Consider the following 24831-nt stretch of genomic DNA (forward strand, 5'->3'; position numbering starts at 1 on the left):
GCAGTAATTTATTCGACAAATCTTGCCATAAAACGCTCAGAAAGCGTTTTTTTTCAGCAGCTAATAATCATTTAAGTATATCCTTAACACCAACTGTGGTTTTATGGTAAACACTGTTTTTTACTGACTTGACAGGATCTTTTACAAATCCTACGCCTTTCTTGCCGTATAGTGGATTGATGGCACTCTTTACAGCACGTTTGGCTTTTCCTGTTGTACGTGCTTTGAGTGACTTCTTTATGCTAGGCTTTCTTATTCCGATTTTCATATGGCAATCCTTTCATTAAGTCATTTTATATTATTTTCAAAAATAGAATCTAGGTATGTCTGATTTTCACTACTAAGAAGTTCTCGGTAAGGTTCAAGGTTTTCCTTCAATTTTATGTATTGATTCATTTTGCCTTTATCTGTTTTCATGGTAGCTGATTTTTGTTCAGTTTTTTCAACACTTCTTCGGAGAAAAGATGCAATATACTGTTGCTTATTCCTGAAGAACTCATTTGATAATTCTCCAATTGGAGTCGACAATGTTATAGCCTTAATTTTTTCCATAAATGGTTCAACTCTTGTAAGTAGAACCATTTTGTCTTGAGCAAGATTTAGCCTTGAAAAGAATGTGTCAGGATCCACGGTGGAATTGATGATGTTTGCAGAATCATCAAAAATTCGCATACTGTCTTGAACTAACTGAATTGTTGCAGTCTCCAACTGTGATCTACTGAATTTCAATTTATCATAGTTTACATTCATGACAAGGTTTTGCCATTCAATCATTTCAGAATTACTATCAAATAGTTTGCTAAAAAATCCCATTGCAATTTACCCCTCTACTTCATTTTTAGTGCTAATAAACTTTCGTGATAACCATAAATTCTTGAAATCTGTTCCATCGTAAAGTCTTTTGCATATTCTTGAAATTCCACATCAGGAATTAGAAGTTCAATCGCAAATTTGTTTGCTTCATTTTCTAATTTATCAATTGAAAAGTAAGTGTAACTCCGAAGGAACGGTGTATTTGTATCAGGGTGCAATATAGCATGTCCTAATTCATGTGCAGCAGTAAATAATCTTTCGTTGTCTTCGAGGTTGTGGTTGATGTGTATTTGCTTCATGCGCAGCTGCTTATTGTAATATCCGTTAATGCTTCCCAATTCCTCAAAGATAACGATGATATTTAGTGCATCAGCAATCTCAAATGGATTACGTGATCCTACTTTCTTTATGTAATAATCTACGCTTTTCTTAATATCCAAAGTCCCACGTCCTTTATGCCTATTTTCTGTATTTTTTCGGGGTAAACTTTTCCTTTGCGTTAATCTTGGCGATTCGGATGCTGTTTTCTAGGCTAACTTTTAATAATTCTTTAGTAGCCTCATCTAGTGGTTCACCTGAAAACATTAAGCCGTCCTGCCCCTGTTCTAAATCTGCAAGGGTTTGTTCAAGCCGTTTGGCAATGTCTTTTTCATCTTTAGATGTTAATGTAACTGTACGCCCTAATAAATCATCCATTGATACATCAAAATAATCAGCGATTTTTCTTAATTTATCGGTATTAGGAGATGATGTTCTCCATCTACTGATAGTACCGTTGCCTAGTCCAAGTTCTATTTCAAGTTGTGGTAGGCTCATATTCCTTTGATTTGCTAAAGTACGAATCTTTTCTACTAGTGTCAATTTATTACTCCTTTCTTTTGCATGAAAAAAATCATGCAAAAACTATTGACAACTAGAAAATTATCATGTATCATGTGTGTGTAAGGCAAAACACATGAAAATAGTCTATCACAGGCGGCAACCTGTTAGATAGGTGTATGAAAATTTTCAGCTATTTCTATACCCATATGATAGAACATTTTCATGTAATTGTCAATACCAAACGATAAATTTCATGTGAGGAGGGATTTAATGGTTTTTGAAAAGGTGGAAGCGCTTTGTGAGAAAAAAGGAATTTCCATTTACAGAGCAGAAAAAGATATGGGCTTGTCTCCATCATCAATTTGTAAATGGAAAGAATCTATGCCCGCAGCTAATACTTTGAAAATTTTAGCAGAGTACTTCAATGTACCAATCAGTTACTTTCTGGAAGATTAAAGGCAAGAGGAGAAGAACAATGGAAAAAATTATAATCCATAAATCAACAGGGAAGCCGATTGGAAAGACAGGTGGATCAATCTGGATTTCCAAGGATGTAAATGATCAGCTGGAAGCAATCAGCGATGAAACTGGTATTGCAAAGCAGCGCATCACAGACTTTCTTCTGCGGAAAGCCCTGGCGGTTACCGTGATTGAAGAAAGCGAGATTTAAAAGAAAAAAGCCCATGCGGCAAACATGGGCAACAGGTCAGGTGACCTGAAAAACATTCAACAATATTTTATCAAAGAGAAAGGCGGAATTCAATGTTTTTTGTAATAACTTACGAAGACGGCACAGCAAAGTATCTTGAAGCTGGAAAATATGTGGATGCGGTTGAGTTCGCAGAAGCATTCAAGGATGATTCGATGGGATCATACACAGTCGAAGAGTATGCAAGCGAAGACGATTACTTGAATTCGCTGTAGGAGGAAAGCAATGGCACTTGAAAAGTATTATTCAGCGGCAGAGGTTTTAGCCATGCTGAAGATATCTAATACAACCCTTTACAGGTTGCAGATTAGGGGGGATTTAGTCCCCGCTAAAGTTGGACATTTAAGGCGATTTGCTGAAAAAGATGTCATCAGCTATTTGGAAAGGCAAAAGGTGAGAAATGAAAAAGTACAGACTCAATGAACGTGGAAAGATTCAGCTGGCAATCATAGGACTTACGTTGTTTCTCTTAGCGGTTACTTACGTAGCAATTTGCAGCGTGGCAGCCATTTGAAAGGATGAGCCTGCCCCAGTTCCAGTGGAAGTGGATAAGGTGAGGCTTGAACAGCGATTTGAAGTAGCCGAGGGAGTAAGTCCGAACTGTACAGGCAGTGCAGAAGGAATGATTATTGTAGCCTGTGAATATTACGGAATTGATCCTGCTATCCCGCTTGCGATAGCAAGGTTGGAAACGGGAAACTTTACCAGCAGAGCGTTTGCAGAGTGCAACAACGTTGGTGGCATGAGTATCAACGAGGTTCCCATTACCTACAAGTCGCTGGAAGATGGCGTAGATGCCTTTGTGGCGAATCTGGCGAAAAATTACTTTTCCATAGGGTTTGATACGCCAGAAAGAATTAGTCAAAAGTACTGCCCATCCAATGCTGAGGCGTGGGCGGAAGCAGTCAGAGGGCTGATGAAAGGAGAAAACTTTGAACTATGAAGAATTTCTAAGAAATAAAAGATTCGTACTTGAAAGCTGCGGCTTTGATATTGACAAGGAAAGCTTAAACCCGAAGATGTACGAATTTCAAAAGGATATTGTCAGATGGGCGCTGGCAAAAGGAAGATCTTGCATATTTGCAGATTGCGGTTTAGGAAAAACCCTGATGCAACTGGAATGGGCATGGCAGGTACATTTACATGCCACAGGAAAGGTTTTGATTGTTGCTCCGCTATCGGTAACTGTCCAAACAAAGCATGAGGGAGAACTGTTCGGCTATGATGTGACAATTTGCGAAAGTCAATCTGATGTGACAGACGGAATTAACATCACGAACTATGAGAAACTGGATAAGTTTGTTGCTAATGAATTCAGTGGGGTTGTGCTTGATGAAAGCAGCATTTTGAAATCGTTCACAGGAAAGCTGAGAACGTCAATCATAGATAATTTTGAGAATGTGCCATATAAGTTAGCTTGTACAGCAACCCCAGCACCTAATGATTACATGGAACTGGGAAACCATTCTGAATTCTGCGGAGTGATGACAAGGGCAGAGATGTTATCAATGTTCTTTGTCCATGATGGCGGCGAGACATCGAAATGGAGATTGAAAGGGCATGCAGAAGATGTGTTTTGGCAGTGGATGGCAAGTTGGAGCGTGTTTGTGGACAATCCGAAGAATCTTGGATATGAAGTCGCAGGGTACGATCTTCCGCCGATGAACATTACTGAAATTATTGTTGATGGTGATGAACCATCAACTGAAAGTTTGACTTTGACAGAGAGACGGCAGGCGAGAAAGGATAGCTTGCTGGATAGGTGCCAGATGGCGGCAGATATCGTGAATGGCTCAGATGAGCAGTGGCTTGTATGGTGTGATTTGAACGATGAAAGCCATATGCTGCATGATTTGATAGATGGCTCTGTAGAAGTTCAGGGCAGTGACAAGAATAGCCACAAAAGCAAGGCTATGATGGATTTCTCTGAAAGCAAAATCAAATGCCTTGTCACAAAGCCAAAGATAGCAGGCTTCGGCATGAACTGGCAGAACTGTCACAACATGATCTTTACGGGACTGTCAGATAGCTATGAACAGTTTTATCAGGCGCTGCGTCGGTGCTGGCGTTTCGGACAGACTGAAGAAGTAAATGTCTGCATCATCATTTCTGCAAAAGAAGGCTGCGTAAAGGATAACATTCAGCGCAAACAAACCGATTTCTTGCGTATGCAGCGTGAAATGACCGAATTAACCAAGGAAATTACTAAAAAGGAATTGAAGCAGACTTGCAGGCTTAGCACACCATATGAACCAGCAAAGCCGATGGTTTTACCAATTTGGGAAGAGTTTAAGAAAGGAGCATGATAATGAATGTAATAGACCAGACCATTGCAGAACAATATGCAATGTATCACGGTGACTGCTGCGAACTGATTAAGCAGATTCCAGATAACAGCATTCACTATACCATCTTTAGCCCGCCGTTTGCGAGTCTGTACACCTATTCCAATAGTGACAGGGACATGGGAAACAGCAAGGGCGATGATGAATTCTATGAGCATTTCAAATTTCTGGCAAAGGAACTGTATAGAGTGACGATGCCAGGCAGGCTTTTAAGTTTTCATTGCATGGATCTTCCAATGATGAAATCAAGGGATGGAGTGATTGGACTGAAAGATTTTCCTGCACTTGTAAGGCAGGTGTTTGAGGATTGTGGCTTTATCTATCACAGCAAAGTTACAATATGGAAAAATCCTGTTACAGAGATGCAACGGACCAAGGCACTAGGGCTTTTACATAAGCAGATCCGAAAAGACAGCACGATGAATAGGCAGGGAATCCCAGATTACATTGTAACGATGCGTAAAGATGGAGAGAATCCAGAAAAAGTAAGCCACACATTTGAAGATTTCCCTGTAGATGTTTGGCAGAATTACGCTTCCCCTGTATGGATGGACATAAGACAGTCAGACACGCTACAGCGTAAATCTGCAAGAGGTGAAAAAGATGAAAAGCATATCTGCCCTTTGCAACTTGAAGTAATCCAGCGTTGCATTGAGCTTTGGACAAACAAGGGTGATATCGTACTTGATCCATTTGCAGGAATTGGAAGCAGTCCTTATGTGGCGGTAACGATGGGCAGACGTGGAATTGGCTTTGAACTTAAGGAAAGCTACTATAATCAGGCGAAAGCGAACCTTGAAATCGCAGCTGTAGCTGATAAGATGGATTGTTCGGTTGGACAAATCAGCATAGAGGACTTTCTGAGGGAGCAATCCAATGGTTGAAATGATAATCCTAAACAGCCATGATGAATGGCTGGAAAACCGACAAAGAATCGGCGGAAGCGATGCCGCAACGGCTCTGGGTTTAAACCCTTGGAAGAATAACGTAACCCTGTGGATGGAAAAGACAGGCATGACGGTGGTTGAGGATATCTCGGAAAAACCATATGTAAAGTACGGGCACGAAGCTGAACCAATGCTACGCAATCTGTTTGCGTTGGATTTTCCAGAGTATCAGGTGGATTATATGGATAATAACATGTGGCTTAACGATAAATACCCTTGGGCGCATGCATCGCTGGATGGTTGGCTGACGGATCAGCAAGGTAGAAAAGGAATCCTTGAAATCAAGACCACTAACATTATGCGTAATTCGCAGAGGGAGAAATGGAAAAACAGGATTCCAGACAACTATTATATTCAGCTTCTTCACTATCTGATGGTCACAGACTTTGATTTTGCTATCTTGAAGGCTCAGCTTAAGTCGGACTATAGCGGAGAAATCAAGGCGGAGATCTTGCATTATGCAGTAGAGAGATCATCGGTTGAAGAAGATATTAAGTACCTAGTACGCAAAGAAAAGGAATTTTGGGATCATGTGCAGCGAAGAAAGCAGCCTGCACTAATCCTGCCTGAAATATGAGAAAGAGAGAAAGATAATGGAATTAAGAATTAAAGAAATTGAATTTCCTAAAGTAATCGAATTCAACTTCGATGAATTGAAGGAAGAAATAACATCAAAGGCGGCAATTTACCGAAACATGGTATTTACTGATGATACCATCAAAGATGCTAAAGCAGCGAAAGCGGATCTGAATAAATTAGTGACCGCAATAGAAGATGCACGAAAAAGAGAGAAGAAACGGTGCTTGCAGCCTTATGAAGAATTTGAAAAACAGATGAAAGAACTGGTTACAATCATTAAAGAGCCAGTGCAGCTGATTGATTCTCAGGTGAAATCTTACGAAGAAAAGCAGAAGCAGGCAAAACTTGAATCAATTCTTGCATACTTCGATGGCAGAAACGAATTTGATTGGCTGAGCTTTGAGCAAATCAGTGATCCGAGATGGTTAAACGCATCATTTGCCATGAAGAAAGTCATCGAAGCCATTGATGAAAGGGTCGATAACATCAAGACTGATTTAGAAACGCTTAATAATTTGCCAGAGTTCAGTTTTGAAGCCATCAAAACCTATAAACAGAATCTTGATTTGAACAGGGCAATCTCAGAAGGGCAGCGATTGGTAGACATTCAGAAACGTAAGGAAGAAGCCGCAGCAGAAAGAAAGCGGTTACAGGAAGAAGCTGGCACGCAGCAGGTTAGTGTTGTTGTCAACGCAGAGACACCAGACGGTGCAGAACACCCTATAGGAACGGTTAATGTGGAAGTACCTGCCAAACAGTGGATTGGATTTGAAGCGTTGCTGTCAGTCGAAGATGCTAAGGAACTAAGGGCATTTTTCAATCAAAAGTCAATTGATTTCAGAATGATACAGATAGGATAGGCGGTGGAAAGAATGCAAGTGAATAATAGCTTAACAAATAGAGGGCAGCAACGCCTGACGTTATCAGCATACCTGTCACAGGATGCCGTGAAGAACAAGATCAATGAAGTGATTGGTGGCAAGGATGGACAGCGTTTCATCAGTGCGATTGTGTCGGCTACTACGGCAAATCCAGCTCTGCAGGAATGCAGCAACGGTTCTATCCTATCTGCCGCAATGTTGGGAGAATCCCTAAAGCTGTCACCATCACCACAGCTTGGCCAGTATTATCTTGTGCCATATAACGATAACAAGAAGGGTAAGGTGGCGCAATTTCAGCTTGGATATAAGGGATATATTCAGCTGGCAATCAGATCGGGACAGTACAAGAAGCTGAATGTGCTGGCAATCAAAGAAGGAGAACTGGTCAGATTTGATCCACTCAATGAAGAAATTGAGGTGCATCTGATTGAGGAGGAAGATGTCAGGGAATCGGCAGAAACTATTGGGTATTATGCCATGTTTGAATATACCAACGGCTTTAAAAAGGCCATGTACTGGTCAAAGAAGAAGATGGAAGCCCACGCATTGAAATATTCTCAAGGCTATGCCGCTGACAAGCGCAAAAATACAAGATGGACATTCTGGTCAAAAGATTTCGATGGAATGGCATACAAGACCATGTTGCGGCAGCTGATTAGCAAGTGGGGCATCATGTCCATTGAAATGCAGATGGCGATTGACGGTGACATGGCGGTCATCAATATGGACGGCACGAAGGACTATGTGGATAATGCAGGGTTTGAAAATGAACACATAGTTGAAGCGGATGCAGAAGTCTTTGAACCTGAGCCAAATGATTCAAGGCAAGATGTGCAACAGGCGTTGTTTGGAGATTAACCCATGTATGAACTTTACAATGAGTTGCAACAGAAAACCAGAGATCTTGAGACCAGCATCAGGATTCTGCGGCAGAATGGCACAGCGTATGCGCAGGCGGAGAGGGATTACAAAATTTTACTTCGGCAGGAGTGCTTAAAGCTGCGAGAGGATGGCATGGCGATTGGCATGATTGATAAAACCTGCTATGGGATTCCTGCGGTTGCCGAAGCAAGATATGCCAGAGATGTTGCCGAAGCGGTATATAAGGCGAACCAAGAAGCAATTAACAGTATCAAGCTACAGTTGCGGTTAATTGAAAGCCAGATTCAACGGGAATGGGGGAATCCGTCAAATGGTTAAAAGATTAACAAGTGTATTCACGGACAATATGGACAACTGCATTTTAACAGGCAGCCCATATGTTGAAAGGCATCATATCTTCGGCGGATGCTACCGTGGCAAATCTGAAGAATACGGTTTTGTTGTGCCGCTGCGCTATGATCTTCATCCGAATGGTGCAAGGGTCAATCCGCATTATCGGCAGCAGGTTGATGATTACCTGAAGAAAATGGCACAAGAATATTTTGAATCCCATTATGGAAGCCGTGAAGAGTTTAGAAGAATCTTTGGAAGATCTTATTTATAGAAAGGCAAGGTGAAAACATGAAAGTTGATTTAAAAGAAATGGTCGGGGGCGCTTTACAGGAGAAGTTCCAGAATTCATTCGATAGAGTGATGGAAAACCTGCAGGACGTGAATACGCCCTACAAGGCAAAACGTGAAATTGTGATTAAAATGGCATTTGAGCAAAACGAAGCTAGAGATAATGTTATGACATCAATCAAAGTAACTGAAAAGTTGGCTGCACAGGGCGAACTTACAACACAGTTTGCCGTTGGAAAGGATCTGCGAACAGGAAAAATTATTGCTGAAGAATACGGAAATAAGCTGAAAGGTCAGCTTGAATTTGGCGAAGATGTTGATATGCAGACAGGCGAAGTTTTAGACTTCAGAAAGGTTAAATAGGTGAAAAGCATGATTAAAGAAGCATTAAAGTATATCGTTGGATTAGGAGATGCGAACTTGCATCTAATTGAGGGTGATAGCTATTCTGATAAGCCGTTACATAGAATTGAGCCATATATGCCAAAGGCGGTAGAACTGAATGTAAGCACACTCACAGGTCTGATTGATTATATCATGTCAGAAACTGATGAAATGGACAGCAAGATGATTGTAGAAGTTACAAGCCCTACTACTGTAAAACTTTACTCAAGGCTGGATATCAATCGGGATAGGGAGTATTTGATGACAGTAAATGCGCTTCTCCCGCACTTCTACTTTGACAGTTTCATGGATCAGGAATCTTTCTGCATTGCTTTGCAGTCAAAGTTTATTGCAAATGCAGATCGTGAAGATTTGTTAAGATTTGCAGGAACGGTAGAGGCTGGCACAGTGGCGCTATACGGTGATGATGGAGTAACACAGAAAGCAACCATCAAAACAGGTATAGCTTCAAAAGGTGAGGCACTTATCCCGAATCCTGTTAAGTTGAAACCATATAGAACATTTTTAGAGGTGGAGCAGCCAGAATCTGAATTTATTTTCAGAATGCGAGAAGGCCGAGGTATAGAATGTGCCATTTATGAAGCGGATGGCGGTGCGTGGAAAATTGAAGCTATGCAGAACATCAAGAATTACCTTGCAGAGCATCTGAAAAATAATCCAAAGTTTACAGTGATTGCATAAAACTTTTTCGAAGTCGTACAGCGATTTTTACGAGTACATCAAACAAGTAGTCGATTTTGCTATTAAAGTCGCTGTATGACTTTCTAAAAAACTTACAAAAGGAGATAAAGAGCATATGAACAGTGTGGTTTTAATAGGGAGACTTACACGTGACCCAGAAGTTAGGTATACGGCAAATACTCAGATGGCAGTTGCAACATTTTCAATTGCTGTTGATAGACCTGTAAAAGCAGGGGGAGAGAAACAGACGGATTTTCCACGGATTATCGTTTTCGGTAAGCAGGCGGAAAACTGCGAAAAGTACCTGACAAAGGGCAGGCTGGTTGGAATTCAAGGACGAATTCAGACTGGAAGCTATCAGAATAAAGACGGTGTGATAGTCTACACGACGGATGTAATTGCGAACAGAGTTAAATTCTTGGAATTTCCAAAACGTGAAGAAGGCGGACAGAACTATGATCCGCAGGAAGCAGATGAGTCTTTCCCAGAATTCCAGGCGATTGATGAAGATGTTCCATTCTAAGGAGGCAGGGCATGAATATTGAATGTGGAAATTACATTCTGAAATCCGACAATATGAATCTATGGGTTGAGGAAATGTACACCACCAAGAAAGGCGAAGATGCAAGCAGAGTAGTTACTGGCTATCATCAGGACTTTGAACATTTGGCGGAAAGCTTTGCGATGCGTAGAATGCGTGGATCTGATGCTGAATCAATGAAACACCTGCTTGCAGATATGAAATCAGCGGAATCTGATATGCGTCACATAATCAAGAAGTTGGCAAAGGAAGTGGTATTATGAGTCGCATATCGGAATGCAAACGATGCGGCATGGAATTTGAGGCAAATAGGAACGCTTTATATTGCCCCGATTGCAGAAAAATCCATGCCAGAGAATATCAACGTGAACGGCGTAATACAGTTACGGAAATACGAACTTGTGTTATTTGTGGAAACGAATATGTTGCAAAGAAATATCGTCAAGGTGTCACTTGCAGCAATCAATGCAGAAATGCCTTCATAACTCGGCGATTGAATGAATTAAATCGTGAAAAAACTTGCAATAAAAAGCCAGAACCAGCAAAAAAGCCAAAGAAACATAAGAGTCAGATAGTGGAAAAATGTGCAGAGGCTGGGCGCAGGGGTGTGAGTTATGGAGACATTCAGGCAGAAATAACGCTGGCAGAGGTTGGAAAAATCGATGTAGAAGCCATTCTAAGTGAAATGAAATGAGGTATGACAATGAATTTTACAATCTACGGAAAGCCACAGGGAAAGGCGAGGGCGAGAACCTTTTACAACCCAAAGCTAGGAAGAAGTCAAAGCGTGACACCTGAAAAAACCGTACTTTATGAGAATTACATAAAACAGTGTTTCTTAGAACAGTCAAATCCATCAGAACGATGGTTTGAGAAAGAGCCGATCAAAATGACCATAATCGCATGTTTTGAGATTCCCAAAAGTACATCCAAAAAAGATCGGGAAAGAATTGCTGGAGGTAAACTGTTCCCGACAAAAAAACCTGATGCAGATAATATCGCAAAAGTAATTTGTGATGCTTTGAACGGAGTGGCATATGGAGATGATACACAAATCATTAGTTTAACCGTTTGCAAGGTTTATACAAACGGAAATCCATGTGTAAATGTGAATTTGAAAGGTGGTAAAGATGAGAAATGATTTAAAAACTACAACGGATTTGGTAAAGGAAATTCTTGAGGAAAAACCAGAAACCAGAAGCAGCGATAACTTGCTTTACATTGAGGTGACAAAACGCTGCGGAGAAGAAGTTGGATGCAACATTTGCGGTTTTCCATTTGCTGATGTGCTGCGCTACATGAGCAAGTGGGGACTTCCATCGATGGAAACAGTCGGAAGATGCAGACGAAAAGCACAGCTATTATATCCAGAATTGGCAGCAACAAGCGAAGTAAGTGAATTTAGGGCGGATCGACAAGAAGAATTCAGAGAATACGGAAGGAGATAGGTTATTATGGAAAAATCTTGTGAAAATTGCAGATTTGAGATGGTGAGAGCAGACAAATACCCTTGTTGTGTTTGTAGTCATAACTATACAAATCGATTTGAGCCAAAGCAGAAAGTCGATGAAAATAAACTTTTAACATTAAAAGATGTATCAGAGGCAATGGAACGCATGTCATGTATCCCAGCTGAATTATGGCTTATTGTGTTGGGTGAGTTCGTGGAGGAACATCATGGCTGAGCGCAGGATGTTTACACAAAAAATCATCGATTCTGACGCATTCTTGGACATGCCGCTTACTACACAAGCACTTTACTTTCACCTAAATATGAGGGCTGATGATGATGGCTTTGTGAATAATCCTAAAAAAATACAACGCATGATAGGAGCATCGGACGATGATCTTAAGCTGTTAATTGCTAAACGGTTCATTCTGGCGTTTGAAAGTGGTGTTGTTGTTGTCAAACATTGGCGGATGCATAATCTCCTGAGAAAAGACAGATATAATCCAACGCAGTACCAAGAGGAACTGTCATTATTGGTGTTAAAGGGGAATGGGAGTTATACTGAATCCGTTGAAATTCTAACGGATTCTACACATGACAACCAAATGGCAACCACTTGGCAACCAGATGACAACCAAATGGCAACACAGGATAGTATAGGTAAGGGTAGTATAGGAGAGGTAAGTATAGGTAAGGGTAGGGTAGACTATAACGGCATCAAAGATGCCTATAATACCCTTTGCCCATCTCTTCCAGCTGTCAGATCCTTATCCGAAGCAAGGAAAAAAACGATTAAAGCAAGGCTTAATACCTATTCGGAAGATGATTTGCGGGAAGCATTCAGAAAAGCTGAAGACAGCGACTTTTTAAAGGGGAAGAATAACCGAAACTGGCAGGCAAACTTTGACTGGATTATCAAGGATGCTAACTTGGCGAAGATTCTTGACGGTAACTATGACAATCGCAGTGATGCGAGTAGAAAAAGCAAAGCGGCTGAAATGCTGGAGGATTCTTACCGAATGATGGCAGAATGGGCAGGTGGTGAGAATGAATAGAGTTGATTTTATCAAGGGATCAACACATTTACTGGATAGAACAGCTTATGAAGCGCTTAGGAATATTGAAAGAGAGGGAAAATTAATGAGCAGAGTAGGAGAAATATGGGAATGTGAATTTTCAAGTGGAACAATAGGGGAAGTGATTATTCTATCAGATCACGGGAGCATTTGCACAGTTATAGTGCTTCAAAGTGAAGATAATGGATACTGCGATATCCATGTGAACTGCAAAGGAATAATGCATGGAAGCAGTGCAAAGCTGCAATACAGCTATGATAAATACTTAACAAACTTTATCCGAAAACTTACAGCTGAAGAATATGTTGAAACTATGAATGCAGTTGCAGAATCACTTGGCATTGGCCAGCAGGTCATCGAAAAAGAGGTTGTCAAAGAAGTGGAAGTAGTAAAAGAAATTCCTAGCGGTGATAATATCGAACTGGAACGAACCAAAGCCCAGCTTGAAGTTTACAAAGGCATGTATGAAGGACTCTTGAAGGGATTGATCGGGCATGAATAAGCAAGAATTTGGTCTGCTTGCAGCTGCCATTAAGACAGCATACGCCAATGAGAAGCTGTTCCCGAACAATCAGGCAATGGAATTATGGTACAGGAATTTGAAGGACATACCATATGAGGTTGCCAGCGCAGCATTTGATAAGTGGGTAGTTACCAGCAGATGGGCACCCACTATCGCAGATATCAGAGAAATGTCTGTCAATGTTATGAACGGCGATGCAGCGCTTTGGTCTGATGGCTGGGAGCAGGTTATAAAGGCGATTAGAAAATATGGCAGCTATAACCTAGCTGCAGCACTGGCGAGCATGGACGAAATGACAGCCGAAGTGGTAAATCGAATTGGTTACATGGAACTGTGCAAATCAGAGAACATCAATAAGGCAGATAGGGCAAATTTCAGAATGGTATTTGAGCAACTGTCAGAGAGGAAACAGAAGAATGCGCTAATTCCTGATCTTTTACAACAGCGAATCGAGCAGATTCAGAAAGGAAACCAACTGGACTATGAATGCAAAAGAATATCTGCGGCAGATCCGCAAGATTGATACGATGATTGCCAATAAAACGGCTGAAGCAGAGCATTGGAAAGCTGTCGCTCAAAACATTTGTACATATTCAGAGGCAGAAAGAGTGCAGTCATCGGGAAATAAACAGAAAATGGCTGATGCAGTATGTAGATACGTTTCGATTGAGCAGGACATTGATAATGCTTTATCAGATCTGATTCTTACCAGAAAAGAGGTTATAGCATCAATAGAACAGCTTGAAACATCGGAATATGATGTTCTTCACAAAGTTTATGTGCAGTACAAAGATTTCACTGAAATTGCTGACATAATGGGAAAGTCGTATTCATGGGTGACAACGGTTCATGGCAGGGCTTTGGCGAATCTCCAAAAAATCATAAAAGAAAGGGAAAAGGCTGAACATGAGTATACCGAGAGCAAAGAAAAAGAAGAACCCCAAACCACATAGACCTACCAAAACACCGTTTGAGATAGTAAAAACAACTAATTACTTAAATCTGGCGGTAATGGTAAGGACTCTAAAGACCGTGTACAACTGGGAAGATGAACAGCTAGCAGAATTTGTGGAAGCGTATATTGCCCTTATGGGCGAAGTGGGAATAACAAATACAGTCGGCGGATTAATAAGAGAAACCAAAGAAATGACAGGCATTGACGTGAAGGAATTACTTGATGCAGTAGAAAGGAGATAAAAGTGAAATTTATTGATTTCTTCGCTGGTGTCGGTGGATTCAGACGTGGTTTAGAACTGGCCGGACATGAATGCGTTGGGTTTTGTGAATTTGATAAATTTGCAGTTGCAAGCTACACATCAATGCACTTGCTGACAGAAGACCAGCGAAGTTATTTAGCTACACTGCCACTCAAACAACGGCAAAAAGAAATTTTAAAGGAGGAGTATAGAAATGGAGAATGGTACGCACTAGGCAGAAGAAGCTACATGGTTGGGATAGTGACAAGGTACATTATCTCCGAGATTCCAAAGCTGTCAGATAAGTGCAAGAAAATCATGATTACAGACATTGAGCAGCCATCGTACTACGGTGATGCCTTCGACAAAGAGGAATGGATGCGACTGCTGGATAAATTGAAAGGAGAAAACGAATGACTAGAGAAGAAACGCTCAAACATTATAAAGAAAACATCTGCAAGCATTGCTGCGAATGGAAACCAGAACTAAGGCATTGCGAAAACTGCCCGACGGCGGTAGTTATCAAAGCGCTACAAGAAGCAGAATTACCTTGCAAAATTGGAGATACCGTTTATACAAACAGGAGGATGCAAGGTCATTATATGCAAGAAAAGAATGCACCATATCCGTACACAGTCTGCTTTATCGGAATCAACGAAAGCGCTGATTTTGGTGGAGGTTTTGTGAACGTACTACACAAAAATGGAAGTATGCAGCAATTTAATTTTAACGATTTTGGAGAAATTGTGTTTTTGAACAAAGCGGAAGCAATAGCTGAACAATGGGCAGGTGAACAGAAATGACTAGAGAAGAAGCTAAAGACATTATAAAGCGAATGTACAAGGGGAATCCAACGCCAATACAGCTAAAGGCATTAGAAATAGCATATGCTGCTCTTCAAGAACCAGAGCGCAAGCATGGCTATTGGTTTAAGGGTGAGCAGTTATTTCCTGTTTGCCCAAATTGTGGGGCAATCATGGACGGAAAGGCTAAATAAATATGATTTATTTAGCATACGCAGCCGCATGGATATCAACGGCGGCAGCGACGATTGTAGGAATGATGGAAACTGGTAGCGCATGGTGTCTATGGGCACTGTTAATACCTGCATTAATAAAAATAAATGATGATAAAGATAAGGAGTAGGAAAAGTGACAGAAATAAACGAGATCAACAGACTGGTAAAAAAGGAACTGGAAGAAGCAAATAAGCAGCATCCAATGTTTCACAGCAATCATGAAGCCTACGCTGTTATTCTGGAAGAGGTAGAAGAAACGGAGCAGGCATTAATCTACTTAAAAGAAAACCTGAAAGAGTTTTGGTACAAAGTCAGAAATGATAGTGACACGAAGGTGGAACTTGCAATGATTAGGGTTCATGCAATTGAGGTAGCACAAGAAGCAATACAGGTAGCAGCGATGTGCAATAAAGCAATAGACGGTTTGAGGTAGTGCAATAGTAGAGATTAAGCCCTGAGGGGCTTTTTCTTTTGTACTAAAATGCAAACAATTGTATATCTTTGTAACTTTTTTGACTTTTTTGTATAGGATTGTATAAAGTTGTATAACATTGTTACGAAAACCGTGCTATGATATATGCTGTGAAAACGGAATCTTCTTTCATCCGTTTGTCCTCCAATTACCCACACTGTTAATTAGCGAATCAGTGTGGGTGTTTTAATTCTATAGAAAGGAGCAGAGCATGGCGAAATTAACAGCGAAACAACAGCGATTCTGTGATGAATATCTGATTGATCTTAATGCTACTCAGGCAGCGATAAGAGCAGGGTATTCCAAAAGATCTGCAAAACAAGTAGGTCAAAAGAATATGACTAAACATGACATTAGAGAATACATTAAAAACAGAATGGAAGAGAAGGAAAAAAGTCTGATTGCGGATCAAGATGAAGTTCTGAAGTACCTGACAGCAGTGTTGCGGGGTGAGAGTCGGTCAACAGAAATCGTGGTAGAAGGCGTGGGCGATGGATGCAGTGAAGCAAGAACTATGATGAAAGAACCATCGGAGAAGGAACGCTTAAAAGCAGCAGAATTACTGGGCAAGCGATATGGCATTTATACTGACAAGCTGGATCTTGATGCTGACATGGAACTGAATATTACAATAGATTACGGAGACACAAAAAAATGAAGACAGTTAACATACTCGGAACGGAATATACGATTGATTTCAGAAAAAAGGAAGAGGATACAAACCTTGACGATAATGACGGCTACACAGATACATCAGCAAAGCTGATAGTAGTTGAAGATATCCAGCCAGAAAAGGGCAGTAAGCTTAATCTTGAATACTATACAAAACAGGTTGTGAGGCATGAAGTGATTCATGCTTTTTTGTTTGAAAGTGGTCTTGAGGGCTGCTGCAATAATAATTTTGGTGCATGGTCGCAAAATGAGGAAATGGTCGATTGGTTTGCCATTCAGTCACCTAAGATTTTTCAGGCATTCAGGGAGGCTGATGCTTTGTGAAGAAGAAAAAGAGACGATATCGGACATCGCATGACAGGCGCACGGAATACATGTACAAATGCATTGATGAGAATTGGACATTTTATCCTGTCGCATACTGCAAATATCATCAGGGTGTCCTGACGGCAGGGTTGATGGCAACGCATAGATGCAAGCAAAGAAACTGTAGGCGGCTGGATGAAGGAGTGGATTTTGAATGAACATCAAGATTCAGGCAAATCCATGCTTCAAAGAGGTGAACCAGTCACAGCTTCGATATATCGTGATGAAAGGATCTGCTGGCTCAGGAAAAAGTGTTGATACTGCCCAGAATTACATATTGCGGCTGATGCAGGACAAGGGCAGGAATCTGGTGTGCATAAGAAAATCAGATATCACAAACAGGGATAGCACTTATGCAGAACTGACAGGGGCTATATACCGAATGTTTGGAGATAAGGCGGAAAAGTATTGGAATATAAAGCTAAGCCCACTTACTCTTACATGCAGAGCGAACGGAAATCAGATAATCTTCAGAGGAATGAATGATGATAAACAGCGAGAAAAGCTGAAATCTATTACATTTCAGAAAGGTAAATTGACGGATGTTTGGGTAGAAGAAGCAACTGAACTGACGCAGGCAGATTTTGAAATTATAGATGACCGATTGAGAGGTGAACTTCCATCAGGTCAGTTCTACCAAATCAGAATGACATTCAACCCAGTGAACAAGAATCACTGGATTAAAAAGAATTTCTTTGACAGGCAAGATCCTGACGTTCTGACACATCATTCCACCTATTTGATGAATAGATTCATAGATGATGCGTATTTGCGCAGAATGGAACGACGGAAAGAAGTTGATCCAGACGGTTATCAAATCTATGGACTGGGAGAATGGGGAGAAGTTGGGGGCTTAATTCTACACAACTGGGAAATCAAAGATATTAGCCAGAACTTGAATGATTATGATGATGTAGCCATTGGGCAAGACTTTGGGTTCAATCATGCTAATGCGCTTCTTCTGTTAGGTTTCAAAGATGATAACATCTACATTCTCGACGAGATATATGTTTACGAGAAAGAAACAGCTGAGATTATACCCATTGCGATTGAAAAAGGATTCCCTAAAAATAGGGTTATGTGGTGTGATTCAGCAGAGCCAGACAGAATCAAGATGTGGAAAAAGGCGGGCTTTAGAGCATCAGCAGTCGAAAAGGAACAGTCTGAAAAGAAATACCAGACGGCGCAAATTGACTGGCTGAAAGGTGTTGTTTCTAAGGATAAAGTCCTTAAACGTAAGATTTACGTGCATCCGCATTCCACTTTTACGATAGCAGAGCTGCAACAGTGGAAATGGAAGAAAGATGATCGCACAGGTGAATATCTTGATGAGCCAGTACCATTCCAAGATGATGCGATGGCTGCATTGAGGTATGGCGTAGAAGGATGGCGCAAGAAAAAGCGGTGGTTGGTATAATTGAGAGGTGAAAAATAATGCTTACGGCAGAAGAAATAAGGCAGTTTCTTGAAGAAGATGAGGCATCAATGCTTAAGAAAAGAGCCAGAGAAGGGCAACGGTACTATGATGGAAATCATGATATTTTAGATTACCGCATGTTCTACTGGAATGCTGATGGAATTCTAGTTGAGGATAATACTAGAGCCAATGCAAAGATTCCGCATATGTTCTTCACGGAATTATGCGATCAGGCAACACAGCATATTCTATCGGGAGATGAAGGCATATTCAGAACAGACATACCTGAATTGCAGGAGCAGTTAGACCTTTACTTCAATAAGAATGAAGTATGGATGTCTGAACTGTCAGAGACAATCACAGGTCTGCAGGTAAAAGGCTTTGACTACATGTATGCCTATAATGGCAAAGATGATAGACTGCAATTTGAAAATGCAGATAGCATCGGCGTAGTAGAAGTTGAGGGACGATTTGCGGACGATGGGAAAGATCAGAGAATTTGGAAGTATATTGATAGGGTTGACAAAGACGGAAACACACAATGGAAAATTCTTGTAATTGATGATAAATACACATACTACTGGAAGCAAACTAATGACGGAGAAATAATCGAAGATAATTCTGTTGAAGTAAATCCTAAACCGCACAAGGTTTATCAGAAAAAAGGATCAAGCCGGCTGTTTATCAGGCCAGCAGAATACCTTCCGTTTTTTAGGGCGGATTTCAACAAGAAGAAAATCAGCCACTTGTATTCAGTGAAAACGCTGATTGACGATTATGATTTGATGAGTAGTAGCCTGACGAACAACCTAATTGACTTTGATACACCTATTCACGTTGTCAGAGGCTATCAGGGAGACGATTTGACAGAACTTCAGACCAATCTCAAGACAAAGAAAATTATCGGTGTAGAAGAAGATGGTGGCGTTGAAGTGCATACAGTCAATGTGCCATATGAAGCCCGAAAAGCAAAGATGGAGATGGACGAAAAGAACATTTACCGTTTTGGTATGGGCTTGAATATGCAGGGGCTTAAGGATACATCAGCTACGACAAATATAGCGATAAAGGCGGCATATAGCTTGCTTGACCTGCGTTGCAGTAAGATAATTATTCAGATTAAAAAGATGCTGAGAGAGATTCTTCGTGTGGTAATTGATGAAATTAATAGCCAGAGAGGGACTGATTATCAGCCATCACAAGTGTGGTTTAATTTTGAACCAGAAATCATGAGTAATGCTCAGGAAAATGCCCAAATCAAGTTGACGGAAGCACAGACTCAGCAAATTCTGATAAATGTATTGCTTGGTTTGGCTGACAGACTGGATGATGAAACCCTGATGCAGCAAATATGCGATTGTTTAGATCTTGACTACAACGAAATCAAGGGCAAATTACCTGATCCAAACGAGAACGTTAATAGTTTGACAAGTGCAATAGATACCGTAGCAGGTGGTTTAGGTGAATAAACAGCAGATTGAAGTAGAAAAAGCAAAGTTAAGAGATGAAGCGTTTGAATTGAAGCGGTTGAAAGCTATATTTAACAAAGCATATCAAGACATCAGCAAAAAACTAAAGATTACCAATGGAAAAATCAGCGTTCTTTTAAAGGACTTTGATGATTTAGATGATGTGCAAAAGTCTATTTTGCAGTCTCAAATATATCAAAGGAATTTTCAGGAGTCTTTAAAACAGCAACTAGATCTTTACCTGAAAGATTTAGCAAAAGATCAGCATAAATCCATCACGGAATACATGAAAAAAGGGTATGAAACAGGATTTCTAGGGGCGATGTATGATATACACGGTCAGGGAATTCCGTTGATACTGCCTATTGACCAGAAAAAAGTGATTGATGCGATGCGGCATAGCACGAATATTAGCGAAAAATTGTATGAGCGACTGGGCGAAGATGTTAATTTGCTAAAAAAGAGAATTGCCAATAATGTCTCAAGAGGAATCGCTTCAGCTTCAGAATATAAAGTGATTGCCAGAAATATTGCGGCTGATTCAAACGTTGGGTTTAACCGTGCAATGAGAATTGCAAGGACAGAAGGGCATGGAGTGCAGTGTAGAGCTGCAATGGATGCCCAGCACGCAGCAAAGAAATCAGGTGCAGACGTTGTGAAACAATGGGATGCTGCGTTGGATGCGAGAACCAGAGATTCACATGCACGTGTTGACGGTGAAATCAGAGAGTTGGATGAGAAGTTTTCCAACGGAATGAAGTTTCCTTCAGATCCTGCTGGCGGTGCTGCAGAAGTTGTAAACTGTCGTTGTGCATTGTTGCAAAGGGCAAGGTGGGCACTTGGGGAGGATGAACTTGAAACTCTGAAAGAACGTGCTGCGTATTACGGATTGGACAAAACAGAAAGTTTTGAGGATTTTAGAAAAAAATATATAAAATCAACAAATGCTACTGGCGCACAATCAAGCAATTCAGTTTTGTACAATAAGAGTGCTGATGTATCATACATTGAAAATACATACGGAAATGCGCATGCAAAAGCGGCTAAAAGATCTATTGAAGCTGCAGATGATGATGTTCGGGCAGTTTGGAATAAATATCAGAGCGAATTCAGGACAAGTGATGCATCGTATAAAGGCAGTAGGGCTTATTACTCACCTTCTAATGATAATGTTACGCTGAACATCAAGAGTGCAGCTAAAGGTAATAGTTATCAGGCTCCGTATCAAGTGTTATATCATGAATATGGTCATATGACAGATTTTCTGGCTGCTAGAAATTATGGAAAGGGGCGGTTTGTGGCATTTTCCGAGATATTTGATGGAATTGATAATACGGGAAAAATCATATGGACTACAGCTGGAAGTGGTGGGTTATTAGGAAAAACCGCAAAGAAAGAATTAAAAGAAAGGCTTGAAAATATAAAAAAGGCAAAGGGTTTTTCTAAAAGATATGAAGCTGCAAACTATCTCATAAATGAAATAAAATCTAACTACACACTATTGGCAAGAGCCGATGTTTCTGATATACTAGAAGGAGCAGGAATCGGAGTCAAGTATCCATTAGGTTTGGGTCATGGATTAAGCTATTGGAAAAAAAGAGATAATGGAGCGGAAATCTTTGCAGAGATCATGTCTGCCGAAATAACTAATCCTGAATCGTTAGAATGTATTAAGAAATATTTCCCTGAAACGTATAAAGTGTTTAGGGATATACTAAAGGTGGTAAAGTAATGGAAAAAGCATTAACGGCGTATTATGAACATTTTGGTGAAAATTATCCTTTGGTGATTACGGATGGAAAAAGTGATGAAGACATCATCAAAAGAATCAATGAATGCATTGAGAACAATACTCTGGAGAACGAGCCAGTGTATGATGATGAACTGGATTATTAGAAAGCACTTTGCAGAATGAATGCAGGGTGCTTTTTTAATGCAAAGAAAGAGGTGAAAATGTGAAAAGATGGATTAAAGCAGCAGGAATCAGAGCAATTAAGACGATGGCGCAGGCAGCCGTTGCTATGATTGGGACAAGCGTAGCACTGGAAGACGTCAGCTGGCAGGTAGTTGCAAGTGCTGCGGTGCTTGCAGGCGTTTTGTCGTTGCTTACCAGTTTGATGGGATTACCAGAAGTCGAAAGCGAGGAATCATAATGAATGAAATTCAGGTAACGATTTCAACGATTCTGGCCCTCTTCGGAGCGCTGGCGGTCATTGCTGGTGGCGTTAAAGTGATTATGCAGATGTGTTCACCATTTAAGCGACTGGTGGAACGTATCTCAGAGTGTGAAAAACGGATTGACGCTCATGATTCTTTTTTGGGAAACGATAAACAGGCTATTGCTGACATTAAAGAAATGGCAAAGGAAAACATGAGGGTCAATCTGGCACTTTTGAATCACTTTATTGACGGCAACGGCGTGGAAAAGATGAAAGAACTCAGGGAAGAGATTCAAGATAGAATCTTTTAAGGAGGTGCAATATGGTAAAGAAACCGATTATATTTTACCTGTCACATGGACACGGCAGCGGATCTGATAAAGGTGCGGCAAGCGGTAGGTTTGTAGAGTTAGAGTTGGCCAGAAAAGTAACAAAGGCATGTTATGACTATCTGCTGAAACAGCCAAAATCAAAGCGAAGCTGGCGAGTGACTTACAAGGAAAGGCTGGTCAGCGGTTATACGCTTGCGCAGCAGGCAGAACAGATTAAAAGTCTGCAGAATGAATATCGCACCGTCAGCATAGATATCCATTTTAACGCAGGCGGCGGAGATGGTGCTGAGGTCTGGACAACAAACAGATTGGGTGAGCGCAAGAGATTAGGTACTGAATTGGGCGATAGTATTCTTTCCAATTTGAAGAAGAGTGGACAGAATAGCCGTGGCATGAAATACAGCAATGATCTGTACTTCATCAACACCCCATCAAAGGGCGTGTCTGTGCTGGTGGAATGCGGATTTGTGGACAACAAGGCTGATCGAAAAGGTTTTGACACCGACAAAGAGTTGAAAGCCTACGGAGAAGCGATTGCAAAAGCTTTGATTCAGTACGCAGAAAAACACGAATAAGTTATACACCATGCTTTGGCATGGTTTTTTATTGTCCAAAAACGGCTGAATGACGTTTAAAAGCTGCCTAATAGCCCTGAATTAAGGCGTTTAAACTGATTCTTGCTGCGGAAGACACCGCATTTAATAACGGAGCAAAGAAAGGAAAAGGAAATGGAATTCTTAAAAGAAATTTTAGGCGATGATCTCTTTGAAAAGATTAACGCTGCGGTTAATAACTGGAATGGTAATGATGACAACAAGGATAAGCAGGTTAAACTTGCAAATCTTTCAGGTGGTGAGTACGTCGGAAAGGGTAAATTTGATGCTCTGACCGAGTCCTTAAAGGGAAAAGAAGCAGAACTTACCACTGCAAACAAACTGATTGAGGAACTGAAGAAAGGCACTAAGGGCAACGAAGAGTTGCAGGGCAAAATCTCAGATTACGAAAGTCAGATCGAATCGTTACAAACAGAAAATGCGGAAATCAAGTTAAAATCAGCGATTAAAGTAGCATTATTGACCGCAAAGGCAACTGATGTTGATTATCTAACCTACAAATTGCAGGAATCCCTAAAAGAAAAGGGAGAAAAGCTTGAACTTGATGAAAATGATAACATCAAGGGATGGGATAATCGTTTGGAAGGGTTGAAAACTCAATTCTCTAATATGTTTGAATCTGATGGAAGTGATGGTGGGTATGAACCGTATAAGCCAGAAGGACTGCCAAAGGGTAACGATGGTAAAAGCGTGACCAAGGAACAGTTCAAGAAGATGACATACGAAGAAAGAGTTAAACTCAAAGAGAAAGACGAAAAACTTTATCAGAGCCTAAAAAAATAAAGAAAGGAAGATGAAATATGGCAAGACAGGGTTTATTTGGCGGATTTCACTTCGATGAAGAAGTGTTTACCGACATGATGCAGGAAGCAGATTATTGGAGTAATCCGATTATGGCATCAGGAATCGTTTTAAACGATGAATCTATCATGGATTTAATTGGCGCAAAGGGTAATGTGGCAACAATTCCACTTTACAAGCCGCTCAATATTAACGATGAGAACATGGCACCGCTCAACAATGACGGTGAAACTGACAACGTACCTGTTGAGATTTCAGGAAGTAAACAGACCTGCATGCTAATTCAGAGAATGAAGTCTTTCAAGGCAAAAGATTTCACTAAGGAATTAACGGGAGCAGATCCTTTAAATAATGTGAAGAATAAGATTCAAAACTACTATACACAGGTATGGGAATCTGAACTGATGAATATTGCACAGGGTATCCTTGGAGTTGCAGATATGTCTGATCATGTTACAGATTTATCTGTAACTACAGGAACTATTTCTGATGTAAATAAAGTTGGCGCAACAACGTTAATCGAAGCAGAACAGACAGCATTAGGTGATATGGCAGGTGGAATGGGATTACTGGTGATGCATTCCGCCATTTTCGCAGAATATCAGAAGCTGAGTCTTGTAGATTATGACAAATACACTGTGGGTAATGTCATCACAAAAGATGTTAAGCTACCAACTATCGGCGGAAAGCATGTTCTTGTAACCGATTATTACACTGTAGACACTTCTGTTAAAGGTTTCCCTGTTTATAGTACTTATTTGTTTGGTGAAGGGGCATTCTTGACTGCAGAGAAGAAAAACTATGAAAATCAGTACACTACAAAGTATGATCCTCAGACTGCCGCTGGTACTGATATGTTCTTTAGCAAGCAGGGCAAAGTACTGCATCCGAACGGATTATCTCTGAAGGTGGACAATGTTGCAAAGGAATCCCCTACAAAAGCCGAATTGGCAACAGTTGCAAACTGGGAACTGAAATTCAATCATAAAAATGTTAAAATGGGCGTTATCAAGTCCAACGGCTAATAAAGGGGTGGAGAC

Annotated in this window: 45 protein-coding genes; 41 read left to right on the top strand and 4 right to left on the bottom strand. The window is 40.6% G+C overall.

The annotated features are described in order from the left end of the window. Positions 1 to 67: 67 nt before the first annotated feature. Genes ACPW7J_RS01980 through ACPW7J_RS01995 form a run of 4 tightly spaced genes read right to left on the bottom strand, consistent with a single transcriptional unit; the run spans position 68 to position 1674 of the window. Positions 68 to 268, bottom strand: a complete 201-nt coding sequence (locus tag ACPW7J_RS01980; protein WP_425756161.1) for a hypothetical protein — start codon at positions 266 to 268, stop codon at positions 68 to 70. Positions 269 to 288: 20 nt separating this feature from the next. Next, complete coding sequence (locus ACPW7J_RS01985) at positions 289 to 813, bottom strand: hypothetical protein (protein ID WP_425756163.1); 525 nt, start codon at positions 811 to 813, stop codon at positions 289 to 291. A 14-nt stretch (positions 814 to 827) separates the two neighbouring features. After that, positions 828 to 1253, bottom strand: coding sequence for an ImmA/IrrE family metallo-endopeptidase (locus ACPW7J_RS01990; RefSeq protein WP_425756164.1), 426 nt, complete (start codon positions 1251 to 1253; stop codon positions 828 to 830). 19 nt (positions 1254 to 1272) lie between these two features. Further along, entirely contained in the window at positions 1273 to 1674 is a 402-nt protein-coding gene (locus ACPW7J_RS01995; RefSeq protein WP_425756166.1) for a helix-turn-helix domain-containing protein, read from the bottom strand. 231 nt (positions 1675 to 1905) lie between these two features. On the opposite strand from ACPW7J_RS01995, the gene ACPW7J_RS02000 reads away from it, so the two are divergent. The 41 genes from ACPW7J_RS02000 (at position 1906) to ACPW7J_RS02200 (ending at position 24816) form a co-directional block, all read left to right on the top strand. After that, positions 1906 to 2091, top strand: coding sequence for a helix-turn-helix domain-containing protein (locus ACPW7J_RS02000; RefSeq protein ID WP_425756168.1), 186 nt, complete (start codon positions 1906 to 1908; stop codon positions 2089 to 2091). A gap of 19 nt (positions 2092 to 2110) precedes the next feature. Beyond that, positions 2111 to 2305, top strand: a complete 195-nt coding sequence (locus ACPW7J_RS02005) for a hypothetical protein (protein WP_425756170.1) — start codon at positions 2111 to 2113, stop codon at positions 2303 to 2305. A gap of 92 nt (positions 2306 to 2397) precedes the next feature. Continuing rightward, positions 2398 to 2559, top strand: a complete 162-nt coding sequence (locus ACPW7J_RS02010) for a hypothetical protein (protein WP_425756172.1) — start codon at positions 2398 to 2400, stop codon at positions 2557 to 2559. Between the two features lie 10 nt (positions 2560 to 2569). Beyond that, complete coding sequence (locus ACPW7J_RS02015) at positions 2570 to 2767, top strand: helix-turn-helix domain-containing protein (protein ID WP_425756173.1); 198 nt, start codon at positions 2570 to 2572, stop codon at positions 2765 to 2767. A 130-nt stretch (positions 2768 to 2897) separates the two neighbouring features. After that, positions 2898 to 3287, top strand: coding sequence for a glucosaminidase domain-containing protein (locus ACPW7J_RS02020; RefSeq protein ID WP_425756175.1), 390 nt, complete (start codon positions 2898 to 2900; stop codon positions 3285 to 3287). Next, positions 3277 to 4650: a helicase-related protein gene (locus tag ACPW7J_RS02025; RefSeq protein WP_425756177.1), complete on the top strand. Its 1374-nt coding sequence runs from the start codon at positions 3277 to 3279 to the stop codon at positions 4648 to 4650. Before ACPW7J_RS02020 ends, ACPW7J_RS02025 begins: the two co-directional genes overlap by 11 nt. Positions 4651 to 4652: 2 nt before the next feature. After that, a complete protein-coding gene (locus ACPW7J_RS02030; RefSeq protein ID WP_425756179.1) occupies positions 4653 to 5573 on the top strand; it encodes a DNA-methyltransferase in 921 nt (306 codons plus the stop codon). Next, positions 5566 to 6213 carry a lambda-exonuclease family protein gene (locus ACPW7J_RS02035; RefSeq protein WP_425756180.1) on the top strand — a complete coding sequence of 216 codons (648 nt, stop codon included), beginning with the start codon at positions 5566 to 5568 and terminating at the stop codon, positions 6211 to 6213. The genes ACPW7J_RS02030 and ACPW7J_RS02035 overlap by 8 nt, the downstream gene beginning before the upstream one ends. Positions 6214 to 6229: 16 nt before the next feature. Further along, positions 6230 to 7075 (top strand): DUF1351 domain-containing protein, encoded by an 846-nt coding sequence (locus ACPW7J_RS02040; protein ID WP_425756182.1) that lies wholly within the window; start codon positions 6230 to 6232, stop codon positions 7073 to 7075. Between the two features lie 12 nt (positions 7076 to 7087). Continuing rightward, positions 7088 to 7954 (top strand): recombinase RecT, encoded by an 867-nt coding sequence (locus ACPW7J_RS02045; RefSeq protein WP_425756184.1) that lies wholly within the window; start codon positions 7088 to 7090, stop codon positions 7952 to 7954. Between the two features lie 3 nt (positions 7955 to 7957). Further along, a complete protein-coding gene (locus tag ACPW7J_RS02050) occupies positions 7958 to 8296 on the top strand; it encodes a hypothetical protein (protein ID WP_425756186.1) in 339 nt (112 codons plus the stop codon). Next, positions 8289 to 8582, top strand: a complete 294-nt coding sequence (locus tag ACPW7J_RS02055; RefSeq protein ID WP_425756187.1) for a hypothetical protein — start codon at positions 8289 to 8291, stop codon at positions 8580 to 8582. The genes ACPW7J_RS02050 and ACPW7J_RS02055 overlap by 8 nt, the downstream gene beginning before the upstream one ends. Positions 8583 to 8599: 17 nt before the next feature. Further along, positions 8600 to 8962 carry a hypothetical protein gene (locus ACPW7J_RS02060; protein ID WP_425756189.1) on the top strand — a complete coding sequence of 121 codons (363 nt, stop codon included), beginning with the start codon at positions 8600 to 8602 and terminating at the stop codon, positions 8960 to 8962. 9 nt (positions 8963 to 8971) lie between these two features. Continuing rightward, entirely contained in the window at positions 8972 to 9685 is a 714-nt protein-coding gene (locus ACPW7J_RS02065) for a hypothetical protein (RefSeq protein WP_425756191.1), read from the top strand. A gap of 115 nt (positions 9686 to 9800) precedes the next feature. Further along, positions 9801 to 10208 carry a single-stranded DNA-binding protein gene (locus ACPW7J_RS02070; protein WP_425756193.1) on the top strand — a complete coding sequence of 136 codons (408 nt, stop codon included), beginning with the start codon at positions 9801 to 9803 and terminating at the stop codon, positions 10206 to 10208. An 11-nt stretch (positions 10209 to 10219) separates the two neighbouring features. After that, positions 10220 to 10489, top strand: a complete 270-nt coding sequence (locus tag ACPW7J_RS02075; RefSeq protein ID WP_425756195.1) for a hypothetical protein — start codon at positions 10220 to 10222, stop codon at positions 10487 to 10489. A 29-nt stretch (positions 10490 to 10518) separates the two neighbouring features. Then, positions 10519 to 10920, top strand: a complete 402-nt coding sequence (locus ACPW7J_RS02080; protein ID WP_425756197.1) for a hypothetical protein — start codon at positions 10519 to 10521, stop codon at positions 10918 to 10920. Between the two features lie 3 nt (positions 10921 to 10923). Next, the gene (locus ACPW7J_RS02085; protein WP_425756199.1) at positions 10924 to 11367 is read left to right on the top strand and encodes a RusA family crossover junction endodeoxyribonuclease; all 444 of its coding nucleotides are present in this window, start codon (positions 10924 to 10926) and stop codon (positions 11365 to 11367) included. After that, complete coding sequence (locus tag ACPW7J_RS02090; RefSeq protein ID WP_425756200.1) at positions 11357 to 11674, top strand: hypothetical protein; 318 nt, start codon at positions 11357 to 11359, stop codon at positions 11672 to 11674. The genes ACPW7J_RS02085 and ACPW7J_RS02090 overlap by 11 nt, the downstream gene beginning before the upstream one ends. 6 nt (positions 11675 to 11680) lie before the next feature. Then, positions 11681 to 11911 carry a hypothetical protein gene (locus ACPW7J_RS02095; protein ID WP_425756202.1) on the top strand — a complete coding sequence of 77 codons (231 nt, stop codon included), beginning with the start codon at positions 11681 to 11683 and terminating at the stop codon, positions 11909 to 11911. Then, positions 11904 to 12731, top strand: a complete 828-nt coding sequence (locus tag ACPW7J_RS02100) for a replisome organizer (protein WP_425756204.1) — start codon at positions 11904 to 11906, stop codon at positions 12729 to 12731. The genes ACPW7J_RS02095 and ACPW7J_RS02100 overlap by 8 nt, the downstream gene beginning before the upstream one ends. After that, entirely contained in the window at positions 12724 to 13254 is a 531-nt protein-coding gene (locus ACPW7J_RS02105; protein ID WP_425756206.1) for a hypothetical protein, read from the top strand. The genes ACPW7J_RS02100 and ACPW7J_RS02105 overlap by 8 nt, the downstream gene beginning before the upstream one ends. Continuing rightward, a complete protein-coding gene (locus tag ACPW7J_RS02110; RefSeq protein ID WP_425756208.1) occupies positions 13247 to 13798 on the top strand; it encodes a replicative helicase loader/inhibitor in 552 nt (183 codons plus the stop codon). Before ACPW7J_RS02105 ends, ACPW7J_RS02110 begins: the two co-directional genes overlap by 8 nt. Continuing rightward, a complete protein-coding gene (locus ACPW7J_RS02115; protein ID WP_425756210.1) occupies positions 13758 to 14228 on the top strand; it encodes a hypothetical protein in 471 nt (156 codons plus the stop codon). The genes ACPW7J_RS02110 and ACPW7J_RS02115 overlap by 41 nt, the downstream gene beginning before the upstream one ends. Continuing rightward, the gene (locus ACPW7J_RS02120; RefSeq protein WP_425756212.1) at positions 14182 to 14472 is read left to right on the top strand and encodes a hypothetical protein; all 291 of its coding nucleotides are present in this window, start codon (positions 14182 to 14184) and stop codon (positions 14470 to 14472) included. Before ACPW7J_RS02115 ends, ACPW7J_RS02120 begins: the two co-directional genes overlap by 47 nt. A gap of 2 nt (positions 14473 to 14474) precedes the next feature. Continuing rightward, a complete protein-coding gene (locus ACPW7J_RS02125; protein ID WP_425756214.1) occupies positions 14475 to 14888 on the top strand; it encodes a DNA cytosine methyltransferase in 414 nt (137 codons plus the stop codon). Next, the gene (locus tag ACPW7J_RS02130; RefSeq protein ID WP_425756216.1) at positions 14885 to 15274 is read left to right on the top strand and encodes a hypothetical protein; all 390 of its coding nucleotides are present in this window, start codon (positions 14885 to 14887) and stop codon (positions 15272 to 15274) included. Before ACPW7J_RS02125 ends, ACPW7J_RS02130 begins: the two co-directional genes overlap by 4 nt. Further along, positions 15271 to 15468 carry a hypothetical protein gene (locus tag ACPW7J_RS02135; protein WP_425756217.1) on the top strand — a complete coding sequence of 66 codons (198 nt, stop codon included), beginning with the start codon at positions 15271 to 15273 and terminating at the stop codon, positions 15466 to 15468. Before ACPW7J_RS02130 ends, ACPW7J_RS02135 begins: the two co-directional genes overlap by 4 nt. Before the next feature lie 154 nt (positions 15469 to 15622). Next, entirely contained in the window at positions 15623 to 15922 is a 300-nt protein-coding gene (locus tag ACPW7J_RS02140; protein ID WP_425756219.1) for a hypothetical protein, read from the top strand. Positions 15923 to 16172: 250 nt separating this feature from the next. Then, positions 16173 to 16619 (top strand): terminase small subunit, encoded by a 447-nt coding sequence (locus ACPW7J_RS02145; RefSeq protein WP_425756220.1) that lies wholly within the window; start codon positions 16173 to 16175, stop codon positions 16617 to 16619. Continuing rightward, the gene (locus tag ACPW7J_RS02150) at positions 16616 to 16957 is read left to right on the top strand and encodes a hypothetical protein (protein ID WP_425756222.1); all 342 of its coding nucleotides are present in this window, start codon (positions 16616 to 16618) and stop codon (positions 16955 to 16957) included. Before ACPW7J_RS02145 ends, ACPW7J_RS02150 begins: the two co-directional genes overlap by 4 nt. Then, positions 16954 to 17157: a hypothetical protein gene (locus tag ACPW7J_RS02155; RefSeq protein WP_425756224.1), complete on the top strand. Its 204-nt coding sequence runs from the start codon at positions 16954 to 16956 to the stop codon at positions 17155 to 17157. Before ACPW7J_RS02150 ends, ACPW7J_RS02155 begins: the two co-directional genes overlap by 4 nt. Further along, a complete protein-coding gene (locus ACPW7J_RS02160; protein ID WP_425756226.1) occupies positions 17154 to 18416 on the top strand; it encodes a PBSX family phage terminase large subunit in 1263 nt (420 codons plus the stop codon). The genes ACPW7J_RS02155 and ACPW7J_RS02160 overlap by 4 nt, the downstream gene beginning before the upstream one ends. A gap of 17 nt (positions 18417 to 18433) precedes the next feature. Then, positions 18434 to 19885 carry a phage portal protein gene (locus ACPW7J_RS02165; RefSeq protein WP_425756228.1) on the top strand — a complete coding sequence of 484 codons (1452 nt, stop codon included), beginning with the start codon at positions 18434 to 18436 and terminating at the stop codon, positions 19883 to 19885. Further along, entirely contained in the window at positions 19878 to 21617 is a 1740-nt protein-coding gene (locus ACPW7J_RS02170; protein WP_425756229.1) for a phage minor head protein, read from the top strand. The genes ACPW7J_RS02165 and ACPW7J_RS02170 overlap by 8 nt, the downstream gene beginning before the upstream one ends. After that, positions 21617 to 21781: a hypothetical protein gene (locus tag ACPW7J_RS02175; RefSeq protein ID WP_425756230.1), complete on the top strand. Its 165-nt coding sequence runs from the start codon at positions 21617 to 21619 to the stop codon at positions 21779 to 21781. The genes ACPW7J_RS02170 and ACPW7J_RS02175 overlap by 1 nt, the downstream gene beginning before the upstream one ends. 59 nt (positions 21782 to 21840) lie before the next feature. After that, positions 21841 to 22038 (top strand): holin, encoded by a 198-nt coding sequence (locus ACPW7J_RS02180; protein ID WP_425756232.1) that lies wholly within the window; start codon positions 21841 to 21843, stop codon positions 22036 to 22038. Then, positions 22038 to 22355, top strand: coding sequence for a hypothetical protein (locus tag ACPW7J_RS02185; RefSeq protein ID WP_425756234.1), 318 nt, complete (start codon positions 22038 to 22040; stop codon positions 22353 to 22355). Before ACPW7J_RS02180 ends, ACPW7J_RS02185 begins: the two co-directional genes overlap by 1 nt. A gap of 11 nt (positions 22356 to 22366) precedes the next feature. Next, the gene (locus ACPW7J_RS02190; protein ID WP_425756236.1) at positions 22367 to 22951 is read left to right on the top strand and encodes an N-acetylmuramoyl-L-alanine amidase; all 585 of its coding nucleotides are present in this window, start codon (positions 22367 to 22369) and stop codon (positions 22949 to 22951) included. Positions 22952 to 23104: 153 nt separating this feature from the next. After that, positions 23105 to 23773, top strand: coding sequence for a phage scaffolding protein (locus ACPW7J_RS02195; protein WP_425756238.1), 669 nt, complete (start codon positions 23105 to 23107; stop codon positions 23771 to 23773). Between the two features lie 17 nt (positions 23774 to 23790). Then, positions 23791 to 24816 carry a major capsid protein gene (locus tag ACPW7J_RS02200; protein ID WP_425756240.1) on the top strand — a complete coding sequence of 342 codons (1026 nt, stop codon included), beginning with the start codon at positions 23791 to 23793 and terminating at the stop codon, positions 24814 to 24816. Positions 24817 to 24831 lie beyond the last annotated feature (15 nt).

The organism is Ihubacter sp. rT4E-8 (assembly GCF_049852125.1).
Lineage (GTDB): Bacteria > Bacillota > Clostridia > Peptostreptococcales > Anaerovoracaceae > Senimuribacter.